Below are 17,917 nucleotides of genomic sequence, written 5' to 3' on the forward strand. Positions count from 1 at the left end.
AAAATATCAAAATGAAAAATTCAGAAAAACAAGGTCAAACTAATGCAGGCCAAACCAAAACAAGCCAGACCAAAGCTGTTAAAGACACCACTCCTGCTAATATCGTAAAACCAGCTTCAGATGCAGCAGCAGAACTTAGAGAGCTTTTTGTAGATGGACTAAAGGACATTTACTGGGCTGAAAATGCTCTTGTTGGTGCATTGCCTAAAATGGCAGAGAATGCCTCATCAGCAGGTCTTAAAGGGACTATTCTGGAACATCTTGCCGTAACAAAAAACCAAGTGGCACGACTAGAAGAAATCTTTGGGGTATTGGGTGAAAAAACGGAAGGAAAAAAATGCGAGGCTATGGCAGGACTTCTGAAAGAAGGAGACAATATTCTTGAGGAAACTGTTCCTGGTTCTGTACGAGATGCGGGAATTATTGCAGCATCACAAAAAATTGAGCATTATGAGATTGCTACCTACGGAACACTTGCCGCTTTTGCCAAAACACTGGGCGAAAATGATGCTGCCAAACTGCTTACGCAAACTCTAGCAGAAGAAAAAGAAGCAGACTGCCTGCTTAATGATGTTGCCTTAAATATTGTCAATATCGTCGCAGCAGAGTAAATCTATACTTAATTTATTACATTTAAAATTTGCTTCATAGCATCTGTGTTTTTGCACAGATGCTTTTTTTATTTCTTAAGATTTAAAAAAGACATATCCATCAAATTTTTAGTTCAATTCATACTTTCTTATAAAGTTTCAAGATAATTCTCTAAAAATTACAAGACGCACTGCTCTGAAATTGAATTTGATACTATGCAACTGCCGAAAAGTAACACGCTATGTAGCCTGTAACACTTGCGCTAGCTCCCTTTTTTATCTAATTTTGCAGCATGAATCCAGAAGAAATTAAACGCTATTTTGAAAATAATCCTCCGCCTCAAGAAGTGGACTGGAAACCATGGGCCAAAATTATAGACTCGCAGCTTTTTTTGAAAAGCTGTTATACTGGTATACGCACCTATAACGGTCCCTTAGAGATGTGTCCCGCATGGTGGCATTTGAAAGATTTTTATCTTTTGATTAAACGCAGCGCTGCTCAAGAAAACACAGCAGCTCCAGCCTCTGAAGCAATCGAGTCTCAAAAAATAGAGTCGCAAGAAGTTGAACCTCAAGAGACTCAGGAAGTTTAAATCTTATTGCAAATTATCAGAAAGGTTCTGTAAAAGATATTAGGCTATACGAAACTCTGCCATGCTTTTTCTGGCGCCGTTCCAATCTGTTGACATGATATTTAGCAAAAGGCCTTTTAAAGCTTGAAAACTGCTAGGTTTCACAGCATATAGGTCAGCTCCAAGTTCATAAGAAAGTTCGATATTTGCTGGAGCGCTGCTTGTAGAAAGCATAATCACCTTCAATTTGGTAGGCTCTTCAAATATATTTCTTATTTCTTTAAGGCATTCAAAACCGCTTTTACCAGGCATGTTAATGTCTAGAAAAATCATTTCAGGAGCAGGCCCCGAGCCTTCCTTTAGCGCACTGAGCAGTTCGAGCCCATCACAAGCAGTTCTTACCGATACATCCAGATTAAGTTCTTCTACGGCTTCGGTAAAAAGAATTCTATCGTCTTCATCATCATCTGCTAAATAAATATTTTTTCTGGAGTACTGCGTCATGGCTTGTAATTTAAGGTTGCAGCAAAAAACAAGAATTTAAGAATTTCCAACGGCTACAGCTTATCGCATACAATAGTGAAAATCAGTAAAGAATTGAATCCGATCTGCGGACCGAATTGATTTTTACAAACATACGGATTTATTTACAAAAAATATCGCCAAATTTGAAATACATTAAATATTAGCAAAAGAATAACAGTTTTTAGTTCATAATTGTCAAATGGAACAAAATTTAGTTAAACACATAGAAACATAGATTTTTATTGCTTTTGTTTAAGATTATAGAAAAAGCAAGCTTTAACACATAGCTATATGTGTACTATTCTAAGTGAAACGCCTTAATTAATCACTTATGTTTCTATGTTTTAAAAAGTTCACCCAATGGGCTTACAATATTCTTATTTTAAAGGTACTATGTTGTACGAAGTTCCTTTTTTTGTTTCAAAAACTGCAGTATATCCTATTGATGATTTCTCACTCTTGATGTTCAGTTTTTCAATTACAAATGGCTGTACCGCTCTTACAGAACAACGCCCGCCAATATTAGACACAATTTTTGCCTGACTCATTTTACCGTCATTCCATTTAATATCCACAGTAAAATTGCCTTTTGCTGTAATTCCTTTAATTTCACCATCTTTCCATGAATCTGGCAAGGCAGGAAGCAGATGAATTTCTTTATTCTGACTTTGCATCAACATTTCGATTACTCCAGCAGTTCCAGCAAAATTTCCATCAATCTGAAATGGCGGATGCGCATCGAAAAGATTCGGATAACATCCTCCTTGACGTTTGTATTTTGGATCATTGTCTTTTGTCAGTCTCAATTGATTTTTGAATAATTGATAGGCATGATTTCCATCCAAAAGCCTTGCCCACATATTGACTTTCCATGCTAAGCTCCAACCTGTTCCATCGTCGCCGCGAAGTTCCAATGTTTTCTTTGCTGCTGCGGCCAGATCTGGAGTGTACAACGGAGAAATTAAATTGGCAGGATGTAAAGCGTATAAATGAGAAGTGTGCCTATGGTGCGGATCTTCTTCTTCAAAATCTTTATACCATTCCTGCAATTGCCCTTTGCTCCCAATTTGAAAAGGAAGCAATTGATCTGCCGCCTGATTCACTTTTTGTCTAAATTCTGAATCAACTTGCAGTACTTTAGATGCTTCTACGGTATTTTCAAATAAATCTTTTATGATTCCGATATCCATTGTAGAAGCTGTTGTTACAGTTCCTTGTTTTTTTCCGTCGTAATAAAATATATTTTCTGGAGAAGTAGAAGGCATCGTTACCAGATATCCATTTTTATCTTTTTGAAGCCATTCTAAACTAAATTCTGCTGCGCCTTTTATGATAGGATACACTTTTTTTAAATAGTTTATATCGCCAGTATACTCGTAGTGTTCCCATAAATGCCTGCTTAACCAGTTGGCTCCCATAAACCAATTGGCCCACATTGGGTCTCCTTTTCCAAAATCTCCAACTGGATTGGTCATCGCCCAAATATCAGAGTTATGATGCAAAACCCAGCCATTGGCATGGTAATAACTCTTAGCCGTTTCTGCTCCCGTTACCGAAGCATTTTTAATAAAATCGTCAAGCGGAAAAAACAATTCAGACAGACTTCCTGATTCTACAGGCCAGTAATTCATTTGCAAATTAATATTGGTCGTGTAATTGCTGCTCCAAGGCGCACGAAGTTTATTGTTCCAAATTCCTTGCAAGTTGGCTGGTGCATTGTGCGTACGCGAAGAAGAGATTAACAAATAACGTCCAAATTGGAAAAACAAAGCCTCAAGTCCGCCATCTTTTTCCCCTTTTGCATATTGCTCTAATCTTACATCCGTAGGAAGATTGGATTTGTTGGCTTCTTTTTCGTTCAATTGCAATGAAACTCTATTGAAGAGTTTTTGAAAATCAGCGGTATGCTCTTTTAATAAATCGGCGTATTTTTTGACCGAAGCCTTTTTAATCGGACTTTCAGCAAATTTATGCTCGTCTTTCCCCTGATTGTCGGGACATTTATCAAATCCGTTGAAACTGGTTGCTGCCGAAACGAAAAGTAAAATCTCAGTGGCATTTTTAATCACCAATTTATTTCCTTCAGTACTTACTTGACCATCTTTTACAACTGATTTAATGATCAATTCAAAACGCATTCCTCTACATCCCGTCGCATCTTCATAAATAACAGGTTCTTTATTGTAATCAATATAATTAGGGTCAGAATGTGAAGGTGCTTTTCCTTTTAAAACCAATGTTTGATTTTGTACTGCTTTCTGATTCTTTAAAAGACTTGCCGCATCGATCGTCACAGAAAGTTTTTTCAGCTGATCTGCCGAAAGTTTAATTACAATACATTGTGCTGGTGCCGAAGCAAATATTTCTCTTTTATAATTGACTCCGTTAACAGTAAAACTGGTTACTGCTAATCCCGTTTGCAAATCCAGACTTCTATTGTATGATTCTGCTTTTTGTCCGCCAAATTCTTGTTTTAAAATAAGATCTCCCAAAGGCATAAAACTCTCGCTATAAGGCCCCTGCATATTTTTAGTCAAAACATTGGCTTTTTCAAAATCTTCATTTTGAAGCGCTTCTCTAATTAAAGCCAGATTTTTGAACGCATCTGGATTTACATTTTTCTGAACTGGTCCTCCACTCCATAACGTAGCTTCATTCAACTGAATTAACTCAGCATCCACTCTCCCAAAAACCATTGCACCAAGCGTACCATTTCCTATAGGCAGTGCTTCTGTCCATTCAACTGCGGGCTGCTTGTATTGCAGTTTTAAATCTTGTTGTGCAGAAACAGAAATTCCCGCTAATGCAACGAACAGAAAAATACTTTTTTTAAAAGAATGATATAGCATGAATTTTAATTTTATTAGAATGAATAGCAGATACAAACTGTTGTTAAAGCGTTTTCAGCTTTAAAACCGTTATCGAATAAGCAGGAAGATTCAATTGTTGGCTTCCTTTCGTAACTTTATATTCGCTCTGTTTTGGCGTAATTTTTTTAGGTTCTGCAAAAGTATTTTCATCTTGCAAATTTGCACTTGCCAGTCTAATAATAGTTCCTTTTGATCCCAATTTTGCTCCTTTCAAATCGATGCTAACCTCTTGGCTTGAAGCCGCAGTATTGACCAATTTCACAATAATTTCTTTACTGCTCGCGTCTTTTACTGCCGATGCATATAAATTATGTTGTCCGATTAAGGCTTTTCCGTCTTGAGTGATGTTTAACAGATCGGTTCCTTTATTAGTAGAAAACAATTGCTGCACATAATAATTTGCCGAACCATAAGATTGAAGGTTATTAAACCAAATCATATCTGGTGTCCACTGCCAAGCGTCTTCATGCGCCATCAATGGTGCGTAAGAAGTAAGTTGCACGACTTCGGCATTTCTTTCCAAACCTGTCATAAAAGCCGCTTCAGAAAAAGCACATTCCCAATTGTTTCTATTATTCGGATTCGCTCCCGAAATACTTTGCGCAGCATACTCACCCGCAAATATTTTCGGCCCTTTTCGATCGTATTTGTCATAACGCCCTGCATTTTCTCTAAACCATTGCGGACTTCTATAGTAATGCTCGTCTACCAAATCTGCATTTAACTTTTTAAGTTCTTCCATCGCATAATCAAAATGTTCTCCGTCTGGCGAAGGTCCGCTTCCCGATACGATAATGATATTCGGATACTTTGCTTTGATTGCTTTTTCAAAAACTTTGTAACGGTCTATGTAATCAGGTCCCCACTGCTCGTTTCCAACTCCGATATATTTTAAATTAAACGGTTGCGGATGTCCCATATCTGAACGGACTTTTCCCCAAGTTGTAGTAACAGCGCCATTCGCAAATTCGATCAAATCTAAAGCGTCCTGCACATACGGATCCAATTCGTTTAATGGAGCGAGTTCTCCTGTGTTGTACTGGCAAGCCATTCCACAACTTAAAATTGGCAGCGGTTCTGCACCAATATCTTCTGAAAGCTGGAAATATTCGTAAAATCCTAATCCGAAACTTTGAAAGTAATCTGGAGTTAGTTTGTGGTTGAATTCGACATTCCAACGGTTCATCATCGTCTTTCTATCTTCGACATTTCCAACCGATTTTTTCCACTGATAACGATCAGAAAGTGTTCTTCCTTCTACAATACAGCCTCCTGGAAAACGTAAAAAACCTGGTTTCACATCATACAGCAGCTGCACAAGATCTTTTCTTAGTCCGTTTTTTCTATTCTTCCAAGTATCTTCTGGGAATAGCGAAATCATATCTAGATCAATAGTTCCTTTTCCTTCAAACGTTATTTTTAATTTGGCTTTTGCCTCTGTTTGAGTCCCTACAATTTGCGCGGTATAATTTGCCCATTGTACCGAATTTGGAATAATGCTCGTTTCTCCAATTACTTTTTTATCCTTATTTATTAACTGAAAAATAATTTTTTTGATTTCTCCATTAGGGTTGGACGCTTTCAAAGAAAGATTGTACTTTGCATCTTTCTTCACTCCCATTCCACGGAAACCTTCATTTATTAAAACATATCCTTTGTCGTTATTTATTTCAACTCTACAAAAATTGGTATTGTCTTTTGATAATTTAATAGGAAGCGCAATTCCAGATTCTTTATTCATAGAAGATCTGTCACTATTGGGTTGCTCCCATCCCATTAAAGGTTTTTCAAATTCAAAAGATCGGTTTTTAATCATTTCGGCGTATAGTCCTCCATCTGCAGCAAAATTGATGTCTTCAAAAAACAAACCGAACATAGTCGGCTGAATTTTTGTAATTGATTTTGAAGCATCAACTTCCAAAGTCGCTTTTTGAGCATTTACATAAATACTGCTAAATAGCAAACCTCCGATGAATAATGTTGAAATTAAATTTCTTTTCATTGTATTGTTTTTATATTGAGAATATAACTGCAATTTATCAATTAATCTTTTTAAAGCGCCTTTTTATTGTAATTTTTACACTTATTTTTTTTCTAGAATAAATTACTTCTTAACTGGATCATACTTGTCTGGAAAAGCGGCTTCTCCGTCTAAATTAACAACTTTTAATTCATCAACATTTTTACTTTCAACTGCATGTTTAAAATAATCGGGTTTGGTTTTTCCCCATTCTACCGTACAATTCTGAACCTTAATGCTTTCAGCTGAATCAAAATAGAAACCGGAGGTACTTCCCTGTACAAAACCTTCCACATTGGCAGGACGTCTGTCGTAAAATCCGCCAGGAAAAGAAGTTGTTTTATCTATAAAAACACTCACATTATCAAACACAATATTCTTAATTTTATCTTTCGATTCACCGCTTACAAAGACACCGTTTTCTCCTGTACATTGAATATTGGAGAAATAAATATTTTTAATTTCGCCTACTTTGCCTTCTGTCGCTCCTTTTGGAAAACGCCAGTTGGCATCTTTATGGTTTATTTTGGCTCTTCTAAAAGCGGTTACATAAATAGGTTCTGCTTTTCCCCACCAGGTATCGGTATTCAATTTGCTTTCGATAATGATATTAGAAAAGATTACATCGCTTACTGTGCCTTCGTCTCTGTTTTGAATTCCTAAAGCGCGGTTGCTATTTTTAATGATGCAATTGTTGAAAACGACTTGTCTGATGGCATCCATATTTTCTGAACCAATTTTAATGGCGCAGCTACTGCTGGTCATCGTGCAATTGGTTACGGTAATATTTTCGCAGGCTCCAAATTCTTCAAATTCTCTCCTATTTTTCAGACAGATGCAATCGTCACCACTTTCAATATAACAATCGCTAATTCGCACGTTTTTAGAATGATCCAAATCGATTCCATCGCTATTTCGGACTTTCAAGCTGTTTAATAAAGTAATGCCGCTGATTACAACATCGTTACATCCTACTAAATGAACTGTCCAATAAGCCGAGTTTCCGATATGCACATCATGTATTCTAATATTTTTTCCTCCTATAATTGTCAAAACATGGGGTCTTGGATCTAGAACATTAAATGGTTTTAGAACATATGCATCTTCTTGTTCTTCTCCCATAAAAGAAATTCCGTTTCCGTCTATTTTTCCGCTTCCGCTAATGGTAAAATCCTCAACATTTTCTCCTCCAATCCAAATTGTCCCTTCGCCCGGATTGGTTCTGAAAGCACTCTTCGTGTACAATTTTTCATCTGGACTTGCCAATAATTTTGCTCCAGCTTCAATATGTAAATCGACTTTTGATTTGACGTCAATTGGTCCTGCTAAAAAGGTAAAAGGAGCTGGAATTAAAACTCTTCCGCCTGTTTTGCTGCACGCGTCAATTGCTTTTTGAATAGCCGCTGCATCGTTGGTCTTTCCGTCTCCTTTTGCTCCGTATTTTTTGACATCGTAAATCTTTTGTGCCGAAACGGTTAACGAAAGGCAGAAAATTAGCAACGTGATGATCGATTTCTTTTTCATATTTTTTGTTTTTTTATTGCCACAAAGGCTCAAAGGCTCTAAGTTTTTTTTCTTATTTTTTATTAAATTTTGCGACTCTGCGACTTTGCGAGCAATTTTTCAAGCTTTTATCTTTAATCTCGCAAAGTCTCAGAGTCGCTAGGCTTTTTCTTTGTTTTTTCAATAAACTTTGCGTCTTAGTGTCTTTGTGGCTAACTTTTAATGCGCTGGCAATTCAAATTTATTTTGTTCTGGTTCTATTTTTCTTTTTGCAGCTTCGCTGTCCAAATTGCTTCCTATAACATCCTTAAAAACAATTTGACTGACTTTATCCGAAGGAATATCAATTGCATTCATCGTCAGATTTTTGACATCATCAAAAACAAAAGCGGGACGAAAATCTTCCTTATCCAAAATCAGTTTTATGTTCTTCATTTCTATTCCATCGACGTGGCGCACATAAAATCCCCATGACGGCAGTTCACCAAACATATTAAATTCAGGATAGCCGTTTATATTTTCTTTGACGTCTTTCAATCGGCTTAAAGGATGGTAAGCCATTCCTTTTGATGCTCTTCCCGGATATATGATTTCAATATTTTCTAAGGTCACATTTTCTATTAAATGTCCCGGAATTCCAGCAATAGAAGACGGAAACGAATTATGGAAATAATCGACTTCTGGGCCTCTCATGTCGTAATCGATATCTGGACGTCCAAAAGGAACTTGCACTTTTACGTTTTTTATAGATACATTTTTGATAGATCCTGCTTTATCTCCATTTCTATGCCCGAGACGAATCAATATCGCATTTCCTGTATTTACAGCCGTAATATCTGAAACTTTGATGTTTTCAATGTCTGCACCATCGACAGATTCAATCGCAACTGCCGATCTGAATGTGTCAAAAACCTTAATATTTTCAATGGTTACATTTTTGAAACTGCCGTAAGAACCTGTTCCAAATTTGACTGCATTGGCACTAGATCTTATCGTGCAATTACCGATGTAAATATTATTATTGTGCAGTCCCGGCACTTCCGATTTCAGACAGATTCCGTCATCGGCAGTGTTTATATTGCAATTGGTAATTCGGGCATTTTCGCAACCGTCAAGATCAATTCCGTCATTGTTCCAGTACGCTCTGCTTTCCACTTTCATAAAATCAATAACAATATTTTTGCATTCTCTGAAGCATTGCGTCCATCCTGGGCTATTCTTCAAGGTAATTTGAGTCATGGTAATTGAATCGCACTTTACAAACGAAATCAGTTTTCCTCTGCCATCTTCTGGGCGCATTCTTTTGTAATTATATTTCGGATCAATGCGTACTCCCGTGTGATGCAGCGAATCGATTGCTAATGCCAGTTCTCTTCCTTGTCCGTCTATAATCCCATTTCCCGATACTGCAATATTTTTAGCTTCAAACGCAATAATAAAAGCTCTTATTCCTTCATATTTGGGATAATCGTCTGGATTGGTGCTCCCTAATAAAGTGGCGCCTTCTTCAAAAAACAATTCCACATCATTTTTCAAAACAATACTTCCAGAGAGATATGTTCCTTTAGAAAAAACAACTCTTCCGCCTTTGTTTTTATTTGCGGCATCAATTGCTTTCTGGATCGCTTTTGTATTTAAGGTTTTGCCATCTCCAACAGCACCATACTTTTTAATATCAAAAGCTTTTTGCGCCGAAACGGTTAAAGAAATACAGAAAATAAGTATCGTGATTATAGATTTCCTTTTCATATTTTTTTTATTTTTTTTTGCCACAAAGTCGCGAAGGCACTAAGCTTTTTATTTATTCTCGCAAAGTCGCAGAAACGCAAAGCTTTTCTTTTTAAACTTGATCTTTCAATAAAACTTGGCGGCTTTGCGACTCTGCGAGCAATCTTTCAAGCTTTTTCATTTATTCATAAAACTTAGCGACTTCGCGACTTTGTGGCAACACCAAAATCTTACCAGAAAACAGTATACAAAGCCACTAAAATTCCACTAATGATAAAAGAACCGACTATAAACCCTGACGACACTTTATACATTGATGTATCGACTTCTATTTTATGAATTTCAGCTTCCTGTTCAGATACTGGTTTGGCTAGACTTATGGCTACCATTATCAATACAATAATAAAGAAAACAATAGTCATTCTGTCTAGGAACGGATAATCAGGAAACGCACCTTCTGTCCACATTGGCAGAAATTTCAAAATCGCTGCAATAGGCACTGTGAGCAATGCTCCTGCCAATCCAGCCGCTGGAGTCGTTTTTTTCCAAAACATTCCCAACAAGAAAATTGCTAAAACTCCTGGTGAAAAGAATCCCACATATTCCTGAATAAACTGATAAGCCTGATCTAATGATTTTAATGCTGGCGCCACAAAGGCCGCGATAATCATACAAACCACAACACACCATCTTCCGGTACGAACCAGTTTTTTTTCGGATGCCTGAGAATTGAAATATTTTTTATAAATATCTAAAGAAAAAATAGTCGAAATGCTATTGGCTTTTCCTGCCAAAGAAGCAACAATTGCTGCTGTCAAAGCAGCTAAAGCGACTCCTTTTAATCCCGCAGGAAGCAAATTCATTAAAGTCGGATAGGCCTGATCTGGTTTTAAAACTCCTGCTGCATCGACCATTTCCTGCTGAAACATTCCGTTTTCGTGCATTACAAACATGGCAATACCCGGTAAAACGGCAATAATTGGAACTAATAATTTTAGAAAAGCGGCAAATAAAATCCCTTTACGAGCTGTTTTTAAATCTGCTCCTAACGCTCTCTGAACAATGTATTGATTGCATCCCCAATACGCTAAATTATTAATTAACATTCCGCCTACCAAAACCGACATTCCTGGCAATTCATTATAATGCGGATTGGATTTTTCTAAAATCATATGCAAATGCCCAGGCGCTTCATCAGCAATTACAGCTAGTCCTTTTAAGATGTCTTTTCCAAAACCAAACTGATCTGATAACAATGTCAAGGCGAGATAAGTTGTTACGAGACCTCCCAGAATTAAAACAATTACCTGAAACATGTCTGTATATCCAATTACTTTCATACCGCCCAAAGTCACGATTACAGCAAACAAACTCAATCCGATTACACAAAACTGAAAGCTTATGGGCGCGATAGAAGAAATGGCTAAAGCGCCTAAATAGATGATTGAAGTAAGATTAACAAATACATAAATTAAAAGCCAGATAATCGCCATAATGGCACTCACGGTACCGCTGTATCGTTTGGCAAGAAACTGTGGCATGGTGAATATTTTATTCTTTAGATAAATCGGCAAAATAAACATGGCCACAAGAATCAACGTGGCTGCAGACATCCATTCGTAAGAAGCAATTGCCAATCCGATGGCAAAACCAGAACCGCTCATCCCGATAAAATGTTCTGCTGAAATATTGGAAGCAATTAACGAAGCACCAATGGCCCACCAAGTAAGCGAACCTTCAGCTAAAAAATATTCTTTAGAACTCGTTGCTGCAGTTTTTTTGGTTCTGTAAATGTACATTCCATAGGCTGTGACTATGATAAAGTAAATAAAGAATACAATGTAATCTGCGGTTTGTAATACATTCATAATGTGCGGTTATTGTTTGGTTAGATAGTAAAATGTATTTTAAAATTTGAAGGTCATCAAATCTTAAGAAACCATTTCTTTTTATAAAGAAAATAAAGCAAAAGAAGCTGGACGACGGTTACTGATAGCGCAACAAATACAGGCTGCCAGACGATTGGCAGATAGTGTATAATTCCGCCAAAAAAGTAATCTGCGGTGTGTTTGAAATCTACAGAACCTTCGGCTGCCATATAAATTAGAATCGAATTTGAGCCAATTAAAATCAATGGGAATGCCCATTTGTGAAAACCAGACAAATCGATAATCACATAGAAAAAGACAAAAAATAAAATACTGAATCCGCCAACAAAACAGACAAAAGAACTTGTCCATAAATGTTTGTTAATAGGAAAATCAATATCCCAAATCAGACCCGCAATAATTAATAAAATAGCCGTTAAAGTCATCAAAATCAATTTTGCACTTATCGAAAACTGATTTTTTGCTTTTAAAAATGTTCCTGTAAAAACTCCAAGCAAAGCTGTAGAAATCGCCGGAAGAGTCGAAAATATTCCTTCTGGATCATAAACAGTGCTGTGCAGTCTTCCTGGTAAAAGCAGGCGATCGATATAACTTTCTAACGATCCTTCTTTGGTTAAAACTCCTGCTCCAAACTCAGGAACCGGAATCCATTTCATGGCTGCATAATAACCAATCAAAATGGCTAAAAACCAAATGAACTGTTTTTTGAGATCAAAATTCAAATAAATGATTCCCGCAAAAAACCAAGCGAGTCCGATTCTGCCTAAAACACTCGCAAAACGGGTATGGTCGAATCCGTCAAAGCGCAATAATCCATTTACGATAAAGCCTAAAACCAGCAAAATACCAGTTCTTCTTAACATGGAAAGGTATATTTTTCGTTTTTCGCTTACAGGCAATTCTTGTGGCGTTAGCACTCCTGCCAGACTCATTTTCTTCTCGAAAGAAAACGGCATGGAAACGCCTGCAACAAACAAAAACACAGGAAAAATCATATCATAGAATGTAATGCCATTCCATTCCGCATGATGCAATTGCGATGACATCCAGATAAAAACAGGAATTGGAGCTGCTTTGGCCAGAGCATGAATAATGTGTTCACCGCTCATAATCCAAAACATCACAAATCCGCGCAGCGCATCTAAAGAAATTAATCTTCCGTTTGTAGGGTTATTCATTTTTATAGTGTTCAGTGGTCAGTTTTTTTTAGTGGTCAGTTATAGATAGTAATCAGTGTTCAGGTTTTTTGGCAATCAGTTTTGATTTTATCGTGTTCAATTCTTTTTGTTATCAGTATTAACTGAATACTAATAATCTGAACACTGGATACTAAAAACCCGTCTACTGGTCACTTTTTAAAAAATTGGTTTAATGATAAATCCGTAGCTGTATTCGCTTTCGGTTAATCGATATTGTTCGTGAGGCGGTAATCCCCAGCTGTTGTCGCCTCCTAAGCCTCGCTGTGTCAAGTCTACACAAACCACCACTTCTTCTCTTGGAGTGATGTCGCTAGAATGAAGATTCTTTTTAGAAATTCCACCATCAAAATCACTCGGATAATTATTCAAAGTACTCATACATAAAGGCTGCAGACCTTTTATTTCCAAGCCATTTCCTTTATTGCTTGACAATTTAAACCAGCGTATATCAGTCTTATATCCATTTTCCTGCGGGCGTGTATAAGGCACATATTGGTCTGCAACTTTACTAGTATAAATTCCTTTGAAGGATGAAGTTTTCCTATCTGGATAATTTTCTAAAGGTCCTCTTCCGTAATAATCCAGATTCTCTAATGTATTTTTTAAAGTGAAAATCATTCCGAAGCGTGGCAGTTCTGGCACTGGATTATTTCCTTTTTTATAAAAAGCCTGAATCTCTAAAGCGCCTTCATTTGCCAATGCATATTTAATCGTATAGTCTGAAGCAACATCGTTCAGTTTTAATTTCGCCACAATATATTGCTGTCCGTTTTCTTCTGTCTGCTCAATACTTACTAATGATGTATTTTTTCCAGCCGTTCTCCAGACATTCGTTCTAATCTGCATTTTGTTTCCAATATCATTATCGGTTGGCGCTCTCCAGAAATTAGGTTCAGGATATTCTGTAAAGTATAGCTCGCCTTTTAAACTGTAGTACGAAATCAGTCCCGTTTTCTTACTGATGTTAACCGTAACATTTTCTGAGGTCAAAACAAATTGGTCTTTTTCATCTTGAACTTTTACCGAGTTTCTTTTTTCAGATTTAGCAAAATACTTTCCGTCTTCAATCACAAATTGTTCTTTTGCAATTTCGAAGTTCTGAGGCAATAATTCTGAACCAGTTTTGGTATTAGCAAAAACATTCAGCAAATATTCTGTTCCTTCTTTTGATTCTAATTTTGGCAAATCAATTTTAAACTGTTTTTTAAATTTCGGATCTAAAGCGACATTAAAAGTTCCTTCCTTAATTACTTTTCCGTTTTCTAAAACTTCATACCTAAAATTGTACTTATTCAGATTTGTAAAACCAAAATCGTTATTAATTTCAATTACTCCGTTTTTGATATCAACTGCTTTGAACAAAATATTCTGATAGACTTTTTTCACTTCAAAAGCTCCTTGATGCGGGGTTCTATCTGGATAAACCAATCCGTTATGGCAGAAATTTTCGTCGTTTAGGTAATTCTGGCTTCCCATATCACCGCCGTAAGACCAGTATTTTCTGCCTGCTTCATCTGTTCTTTCAAATCCTTGGTCTACCCAATCCCAGATAAATCCACCTTGCATATTTTTGCTTCCGCGAATGATGTCCCAATATTCCTGAAAGTTTCCGCTGCTGTTTCCCATCGCATGCGAATACTCACACATAATGAATGGACGGGTTACTTCTTTTCTTGCCGCATACTCTTTCATGTAATCTATCGTAGGGTACATCGGACATACGATATCTGTGTTTTCATTTTCTTTTGCCTGCTCAAATTGAACCAGTCTGCTAACATCTCTTTTTTTGATCCATTTATAGGCATCATGAAAAACAGGTCCGTTCGCACTTTCATTGCCTAAAGACCAAATAATTACCGATGGCATATTTTTATCTCTTTCAACAAGACTGTAAATTCGGTCCAAATGCGCTTCTCTCCATTCTGGAAGATAACCAGGATTTGTTTTTGGATTCATCCACTTTAGAGGCTGTCCTTCCACTCCCATTCCATGACTTTCAATATTGGCTTCATCCACCAAAAACAAACCGTATTTATTGCATAATTTCACCCATAAAATATTGTTCGGATAATGACTGCAACGAACAGAATTGATATTAAGCTGTTTCATCATTTTGATGTCTTTCAGCATTGTAGCTTCATCCTGATAATGTCCTGTTACAGGATTATGTTCGTGAATATTAACTCCGTGAACCATTAATCGAACACCGTTTACCAATAATTGCCCACCTTTTAATTCGACTTTTCTAAATCCGATTTGTGTGCCAACGGTTTCTATACTATCTCCTTTTGCATTTTTTAAAGTCAGAACCAACGTGTATAAATTAGGCGCTTCACTGCTCCATAATTTTGGATTTGATATATTTTGAGAGAAATTTAAAGTCTGAATTTTCGAAGCTTCTAAATTGACATTCAGTTCTTTTACGAATACATTTTTCCCAGAAGCATCAATTAATTTGGCAACCAATTTTTGATTGTTAACCGAAGTTGAAGTCAGGTTTTTTAAACTTACCTCTACATTCAGGCTTCCGTTTTTGTATTTCGCATCTAAATCGGGTCTTGCAAAAAAGTCTGAAATTCTAACCTTATCTGTACTGTATAAATACACATTTCTATCAATTCCAGAAAGCCTCCACATGTCCTGATCTTCCAAGTAAGAACCATCGCTCCATCTATACACTTCTACGGCTAAATCATTTTTTCCCGGTTTTAAATATTTCGAAATATCAAATTCCGCCGGACTTTTGGTGTTTTCAGTATAACCGACTTTTTCACCATTCACCCAAATGTACATTGCCGCTGTTCCCGCTTCAAAATGAAGAAAAACATATCGGTTTTTCCAGTTTTCAGGCAGCACAAAATCTTTTTTATAAGAACCAACAGGATTATCCCAATGATTGATAAAAGGTGGATTTTTTTCGAAAGGATAGGTAATGTTTGTGTAAATTGGCACACCATATCCATTAAGTTCCCAATTAGAAGGTACCTGAAGTTCTTTCCAATGCAAGGTGCTAAAATCTGTTTTGTAAAAATCCTTTGGGCGCTCGTCTGGTGTTGGCGACCATGAAAATTTCCATTTGCCATTTAAAGAAAAATACCAAGGGGAGTTTTCATACTTATCGATAATTGCCGAAGTTTCGTCTGCATAAGGAAGAAAAGCTGCTCTTGCAGGTTCTCTATTTATTTGAAACACTTCGGGATTTTCCCAATCGTTACGGTCTTTTTCTTGAGCCAAAACAGCCGCACCGCAAAGTACAAGCAGGCTTAATAAAAGTATTTTAGTTTTGGTTTTTTGCATTTGTTTTTGGTTGTTTAGATAGCTGGAAATTATTTTTTTTTAAACACATAGAAACATAGTTTTTCTTTATCTGAAAGGCGTTTCACTTATTTCAAAAACACATAGTCATGTGTGGGGAACTAGTTTCTCTTAATAAATCTTTTGCCCTTAAAAGAAAAAACTATGTTTGTATGTGTCTATTTGAACCTTTTAAAACTTTAATTTTTCAGGCAAATATTTAGCAACTAATTCTTTGTAGTAAGGAAGCAAAGCTTTTACATCTGGCTTAACGGGAGCTTTTGTGTACAAATCATACGGATTGAACTTTCTAACCCAATCAAACATTTCAATATCTTTTTCATTCATTAAATGTGCATACGCATTTTCTTTATGCTGCGAATAAAAGGAATGGTAACGAATCATGTACAAGGCTGGTTCTGGCAGATAGTCTTTCATAATCTGATAGAGATATTCATCGTGTCCCCAGCTCATTTTTACATTATCAAGTCCGCAATTTTCGGTGTAGATTCCGAATTTGGTATTGAATCTTGGATCTGTGTAATCAGGGTTTTCTTTAAAGAATTCTGGGTACACAATTTTATCCGAATACGCGCATCCAACTGGAAATGTATCGCCAACAACTGCCCATTGCGGTTCTCCAAAAAGGCATAAAACTTTACCTAAATCATGGATAAAACCCGTTAGAACAAACCAATCTGGGTGACCGTCTGCACGAATGGCTTCTGAAGTCTGCAAAAGATGCTGTGTCTGATCTAAGTCAATATCTGGATCGCTGTCGTCTACAAGTGTGTTCAAAAAATCAACCGCTTCCCAAATTGACATTTCTTTTCTATTGAACTGTAGAAATTCTTGTTCTTTGCTGCATACAAAATCATAGGTCTGATACGTATGGTTTATTCTATAAAATTCCTTAACTGTTTCTACTCTTTCTGAATCGACATAATTCCTGAATTCTTCTTTCTGCTTTTCTTTTACATTTTCTTCAGAAGGATCAGGATATCGCATTAGCAAATCATCTTCCCACTCATCTAAATTTTTCAACGGATTATCTGTGTCTATATGCTTTTTCATAATGCTAAATAGTTATAATGTTATAAGACAAAAGTAGAATTACATACTCCGTTCAAAATGGATTAATACATCAAAAACATGGATAATTTCGGTTTTTATAGGATTTCTACCTTAAAAACATATAAAAAGGCTTTGTTCTGTAGGATTGCTATTTAGATTTTTGAATGTTGGGCTTTGTTTTTTTTTAGCCACGAATTCACGAATTTTCATTTACTCGTAGAGAATATTTACTTCGAATTACACCAATTTTTACAAATTATACATTAATGAAAATGGATTGCGTACCCAAGGTTGAAACCTTGGGCTATGTTTTTAAATATTAGAATTAAAATTTTTGTGGAGCAACTTGCAGAGATTTACTTCGTGCTTTAATTCTCTTTCGTAGGAATGATAAAGTAATCAAAACTAATTTATTTGTAGAAATTCGTGCAATTTAGGAGAAAAAGATCCAATCTACTGAGCAAAAAAAATTCGTGAATTCGTGGCTAAAAAATAGTGGAAATACATTATGTACCCAAGGTTGAAACCTTGGGCTATGTTTTCTCATCTTGGTCGAATTTTACTTTAGATTTCTCTTTCGCTCAAATGGCAAAACGGTGTGTAAGACCTTTGTCAAAGTTTAAAACTTTGACAAAGGCTTTACAATTATAAAT

The 17,917-nt window shown here is 36.4% G+C and carries 11 protein-coding genes; 2 read left to right on the top strand and 9 right to left on the bottom strand.

What is annotated here, in order from left to right; genetic code table 11:
- Positions 1-11: 11 nt before the first annotated feature.
- Together J7574_RS09920 and J7574_RS09925 are read left to right on the top strand one after the other, a co-directional pair.
- A complete protein-coding gene (locus tag J7574_RS09920) occupies positions 12-611 on the top strand; it encodes a ferritin-like domain-containing protein (RefSeq protein ID WP_290967551.1) in 600 nt (199 codons plus the stop codon).
- Between the two features lie 272 nt (positions 612-883).
- A complete protein-coding gene (locus tag J7574_RS09925) occupies positions 884-1,183 on the top strand; it encodes a hypothetical protein (RefSeq protein WP_290967553.1) in 300 nt (99 codons plus the stop codon).
- Positions 1,184-1,222: 39 nt separating this feature from the next.
- Here J7574_RS09925 and J7574_RS09930 read toward each other — a convergent pair whose 3' ends face one another.
- The 9 genes from J7574_RS09930 to J7574_RS09970 form a co-directional block, all read right to left on the bottom strand.
- Positions 1,223-1,666, bottom strand: a complete 444-nt coding sequence (locus J7574_RS09930; RefSeq protein WP_290967555.1) for a response regulator — start codon at positions 1,664-1,666, stop codon at positions 1,223-1,225.
- 398 nt (positions 1,667-2,064) lie between these two features.
- Positions 2,065-4,536 (bottom strand): glycoside hydrolase family 95 protein, encoded by a 2,472-nt coding sequence (locus tag J7574_RS09935; RefSeq protein ID WP_290967557.1) that lies wholly within the window; start codon positions 4,534-4,536, stop codon positions 2,065-2,067.
- Positions 4,537-4,579: 43 nt separating this feature from the next.
- A complete protein-coding gene (locus tag J7574_RS09940) occupies positions 4,580-6,559 on the bottom strand; it encodes an alpha-L-arabinofuranosidase C-terminal domain-containing protein (RefSeq protein WP_290967560.1) in 1,980 nt (659 codons plus the stop codon).
- Positions 6,560-6,661: 102 nt separating this feature from the next.
- Positions 6,662-8,101: a glycosyl hydrolase family 28 protein gene (locus J7574_RS09945; protein WP_290967561.1), complete on the bottom strand. Its 1,440-nt coding sequence runs from the start codon at positions 8,099-8,101 to the stop codon at positions 6,662-6,664.
- Positions 8,102-8,299: 198 nt separating this feature from the next.
- A complete protein-coding gene (locus J7574_RS09950; protein WP_290967562.1) occupies positions 8,300-9,829 on the bottom strand; it encodes a glycosyl hydrolase family 28 protein in 1,530 nt (509 codons plus the stop codon).
- A gap of 209 nt (positions 9,830-10,038) precedes the next feature.
- Positions 10,039-11,676 (bottom strand): sodium/sugar symporter, encoded by a 1,638-nt coding sequence (locus tag J7574_RS09955; protein WP_290967564.1) that lies wholly within the window; start codon positions 11,674-11,676, stop codon positions 10,039-10,041.
- A gap of 56 nt (positions 11,677-11,732) precedes the next feature.
- Complete coding sequence (locus J7574_RS09960) at positions 11,733-12,875, bottom strand: DUF5009 domain-containing protein (protein ID WP_290967566.1); 1,143 nt, start codon at positions 12,873-12,875, stop codon at positions 11,733-11,735.
- Positions 12,876-13,052: 177 nt separating this feature from the next.
- The gene (locus J7574_RS09965; protein ID WP_290967568.1) at positions 13,053-16,193 is read right to left on the bottom strand and encodes a glycoside hydrolase family 2 TIM barrel-domain containing protein; all 3,141 of its coding nucleotides are present in this window, start codon (positions 16,191-16,193) and stop codon (positions 13,053-13,055) included.
- 189 nt (positions 16,194-16,382) lie between these two features.
- Positions 16,383-17,264, bottom strand: a complete 882-nt coding sequence (locus J7574_RS09970) for an inositol oxygenase family protein (protein WP_290967571.1) — start codon at positions 17,262-17,264, stop codon at positions 16,383-16,385.
- Positions 17,265-17,917: the final 653 nt, after the last annotated feature.

Source organism: Flavobacterium sp. (assembly GCF_017744675.1).
In the GTDB taxonomy this organism is placed as follows: Bacteria; Bacteroidota; Bacteroidia; order Flavobacteriales; family Flavobacteriaceae; genus Flavobacterium.

What these genes read in the sequence shown, in the direction of transcription:
- J7574_RS09930 (WP_290967555.1), bottom strand. Translation starts at nt 1,666, where the DNA reads ATGACGCAGTACTCCAGAAAAAATATTTATTTAGCAGATGATGATGAA.
- J7574_RS09945 (WP_290967561.1), bottom strand. Translation starts at nt 8,101, where the DNA reads ATGAAAAAGAAATCGATCATCACGTTGCTAATTTTCTGCCTTTCGTTA.
- J7574_RS09960 (WP_290967566.1), bottom strand. Translation starts at nt 12,875, where the DNA reads ATGAATAACCCTACAAACGGAAGATTAATTTCTTTAGATGCGCTGCGC.
- J7574_RS09970 (WP_290967571.1), bottom strand. Translation starts at nt 17,264, where the DNA reads ATGAAAAAGCATATAGACACAGATAATCCGTTGAAAAATTTAGATGAG.
- J7574_RS09940 (WP_290967560.1), bottom strand. Translation starts at nt 6,559, where the DNA reads ATGAAAAGAAATTTAATTTCAACATTATTCATCGGAGGTTTGCTATTT.
- J7574_RS09925 (WP_290967553.1), top strand. Translation starts at nt 884, where the DNA reads ATGAATCCAGAAGAAATTAAACGCTATTTTGAAAATAATCCTCCGCCT.
- J7574_RS09955 (WP_290967564.1), bottom strand. Translation starts at nt 11,676, where the DNA reads ATGAATGTATTACAAACCGCAGATTACATTGTATTCTTTATTTACTTT.
- J7574_RS09950 (WP_290967562.1), bottom strand. Translation starts at nt 9,829, where the DNA reads ATGAAAAGGAAATCTATAATCACGATACTTATTTTCTGTATTTCTTTA.
- J7574_RS09920 (WP_290967551.1), top strand. Translation starts at nt 12, where the DNA reads ATGAAAAATTCAGAAAAACAAGGTCAAACTAATGCAGGCCAAACCAAA.
- J7574_RS09935 (WP_290967557.1), bottom strand. Translation starts at nt 4,536, where the DNA reads ATGCTATATCATTCTTTTAAAAAAAGTATTTTTCTGTTCGTTGCATTA.
- J7574_RS09965 (WP_290967568.1), bottom strand. Translation starts at nt 16,193, where the DNA reads ATGCAAAAAACCAAAACTAAAATACTTTTATTAAGCCTGCTTGTACTT.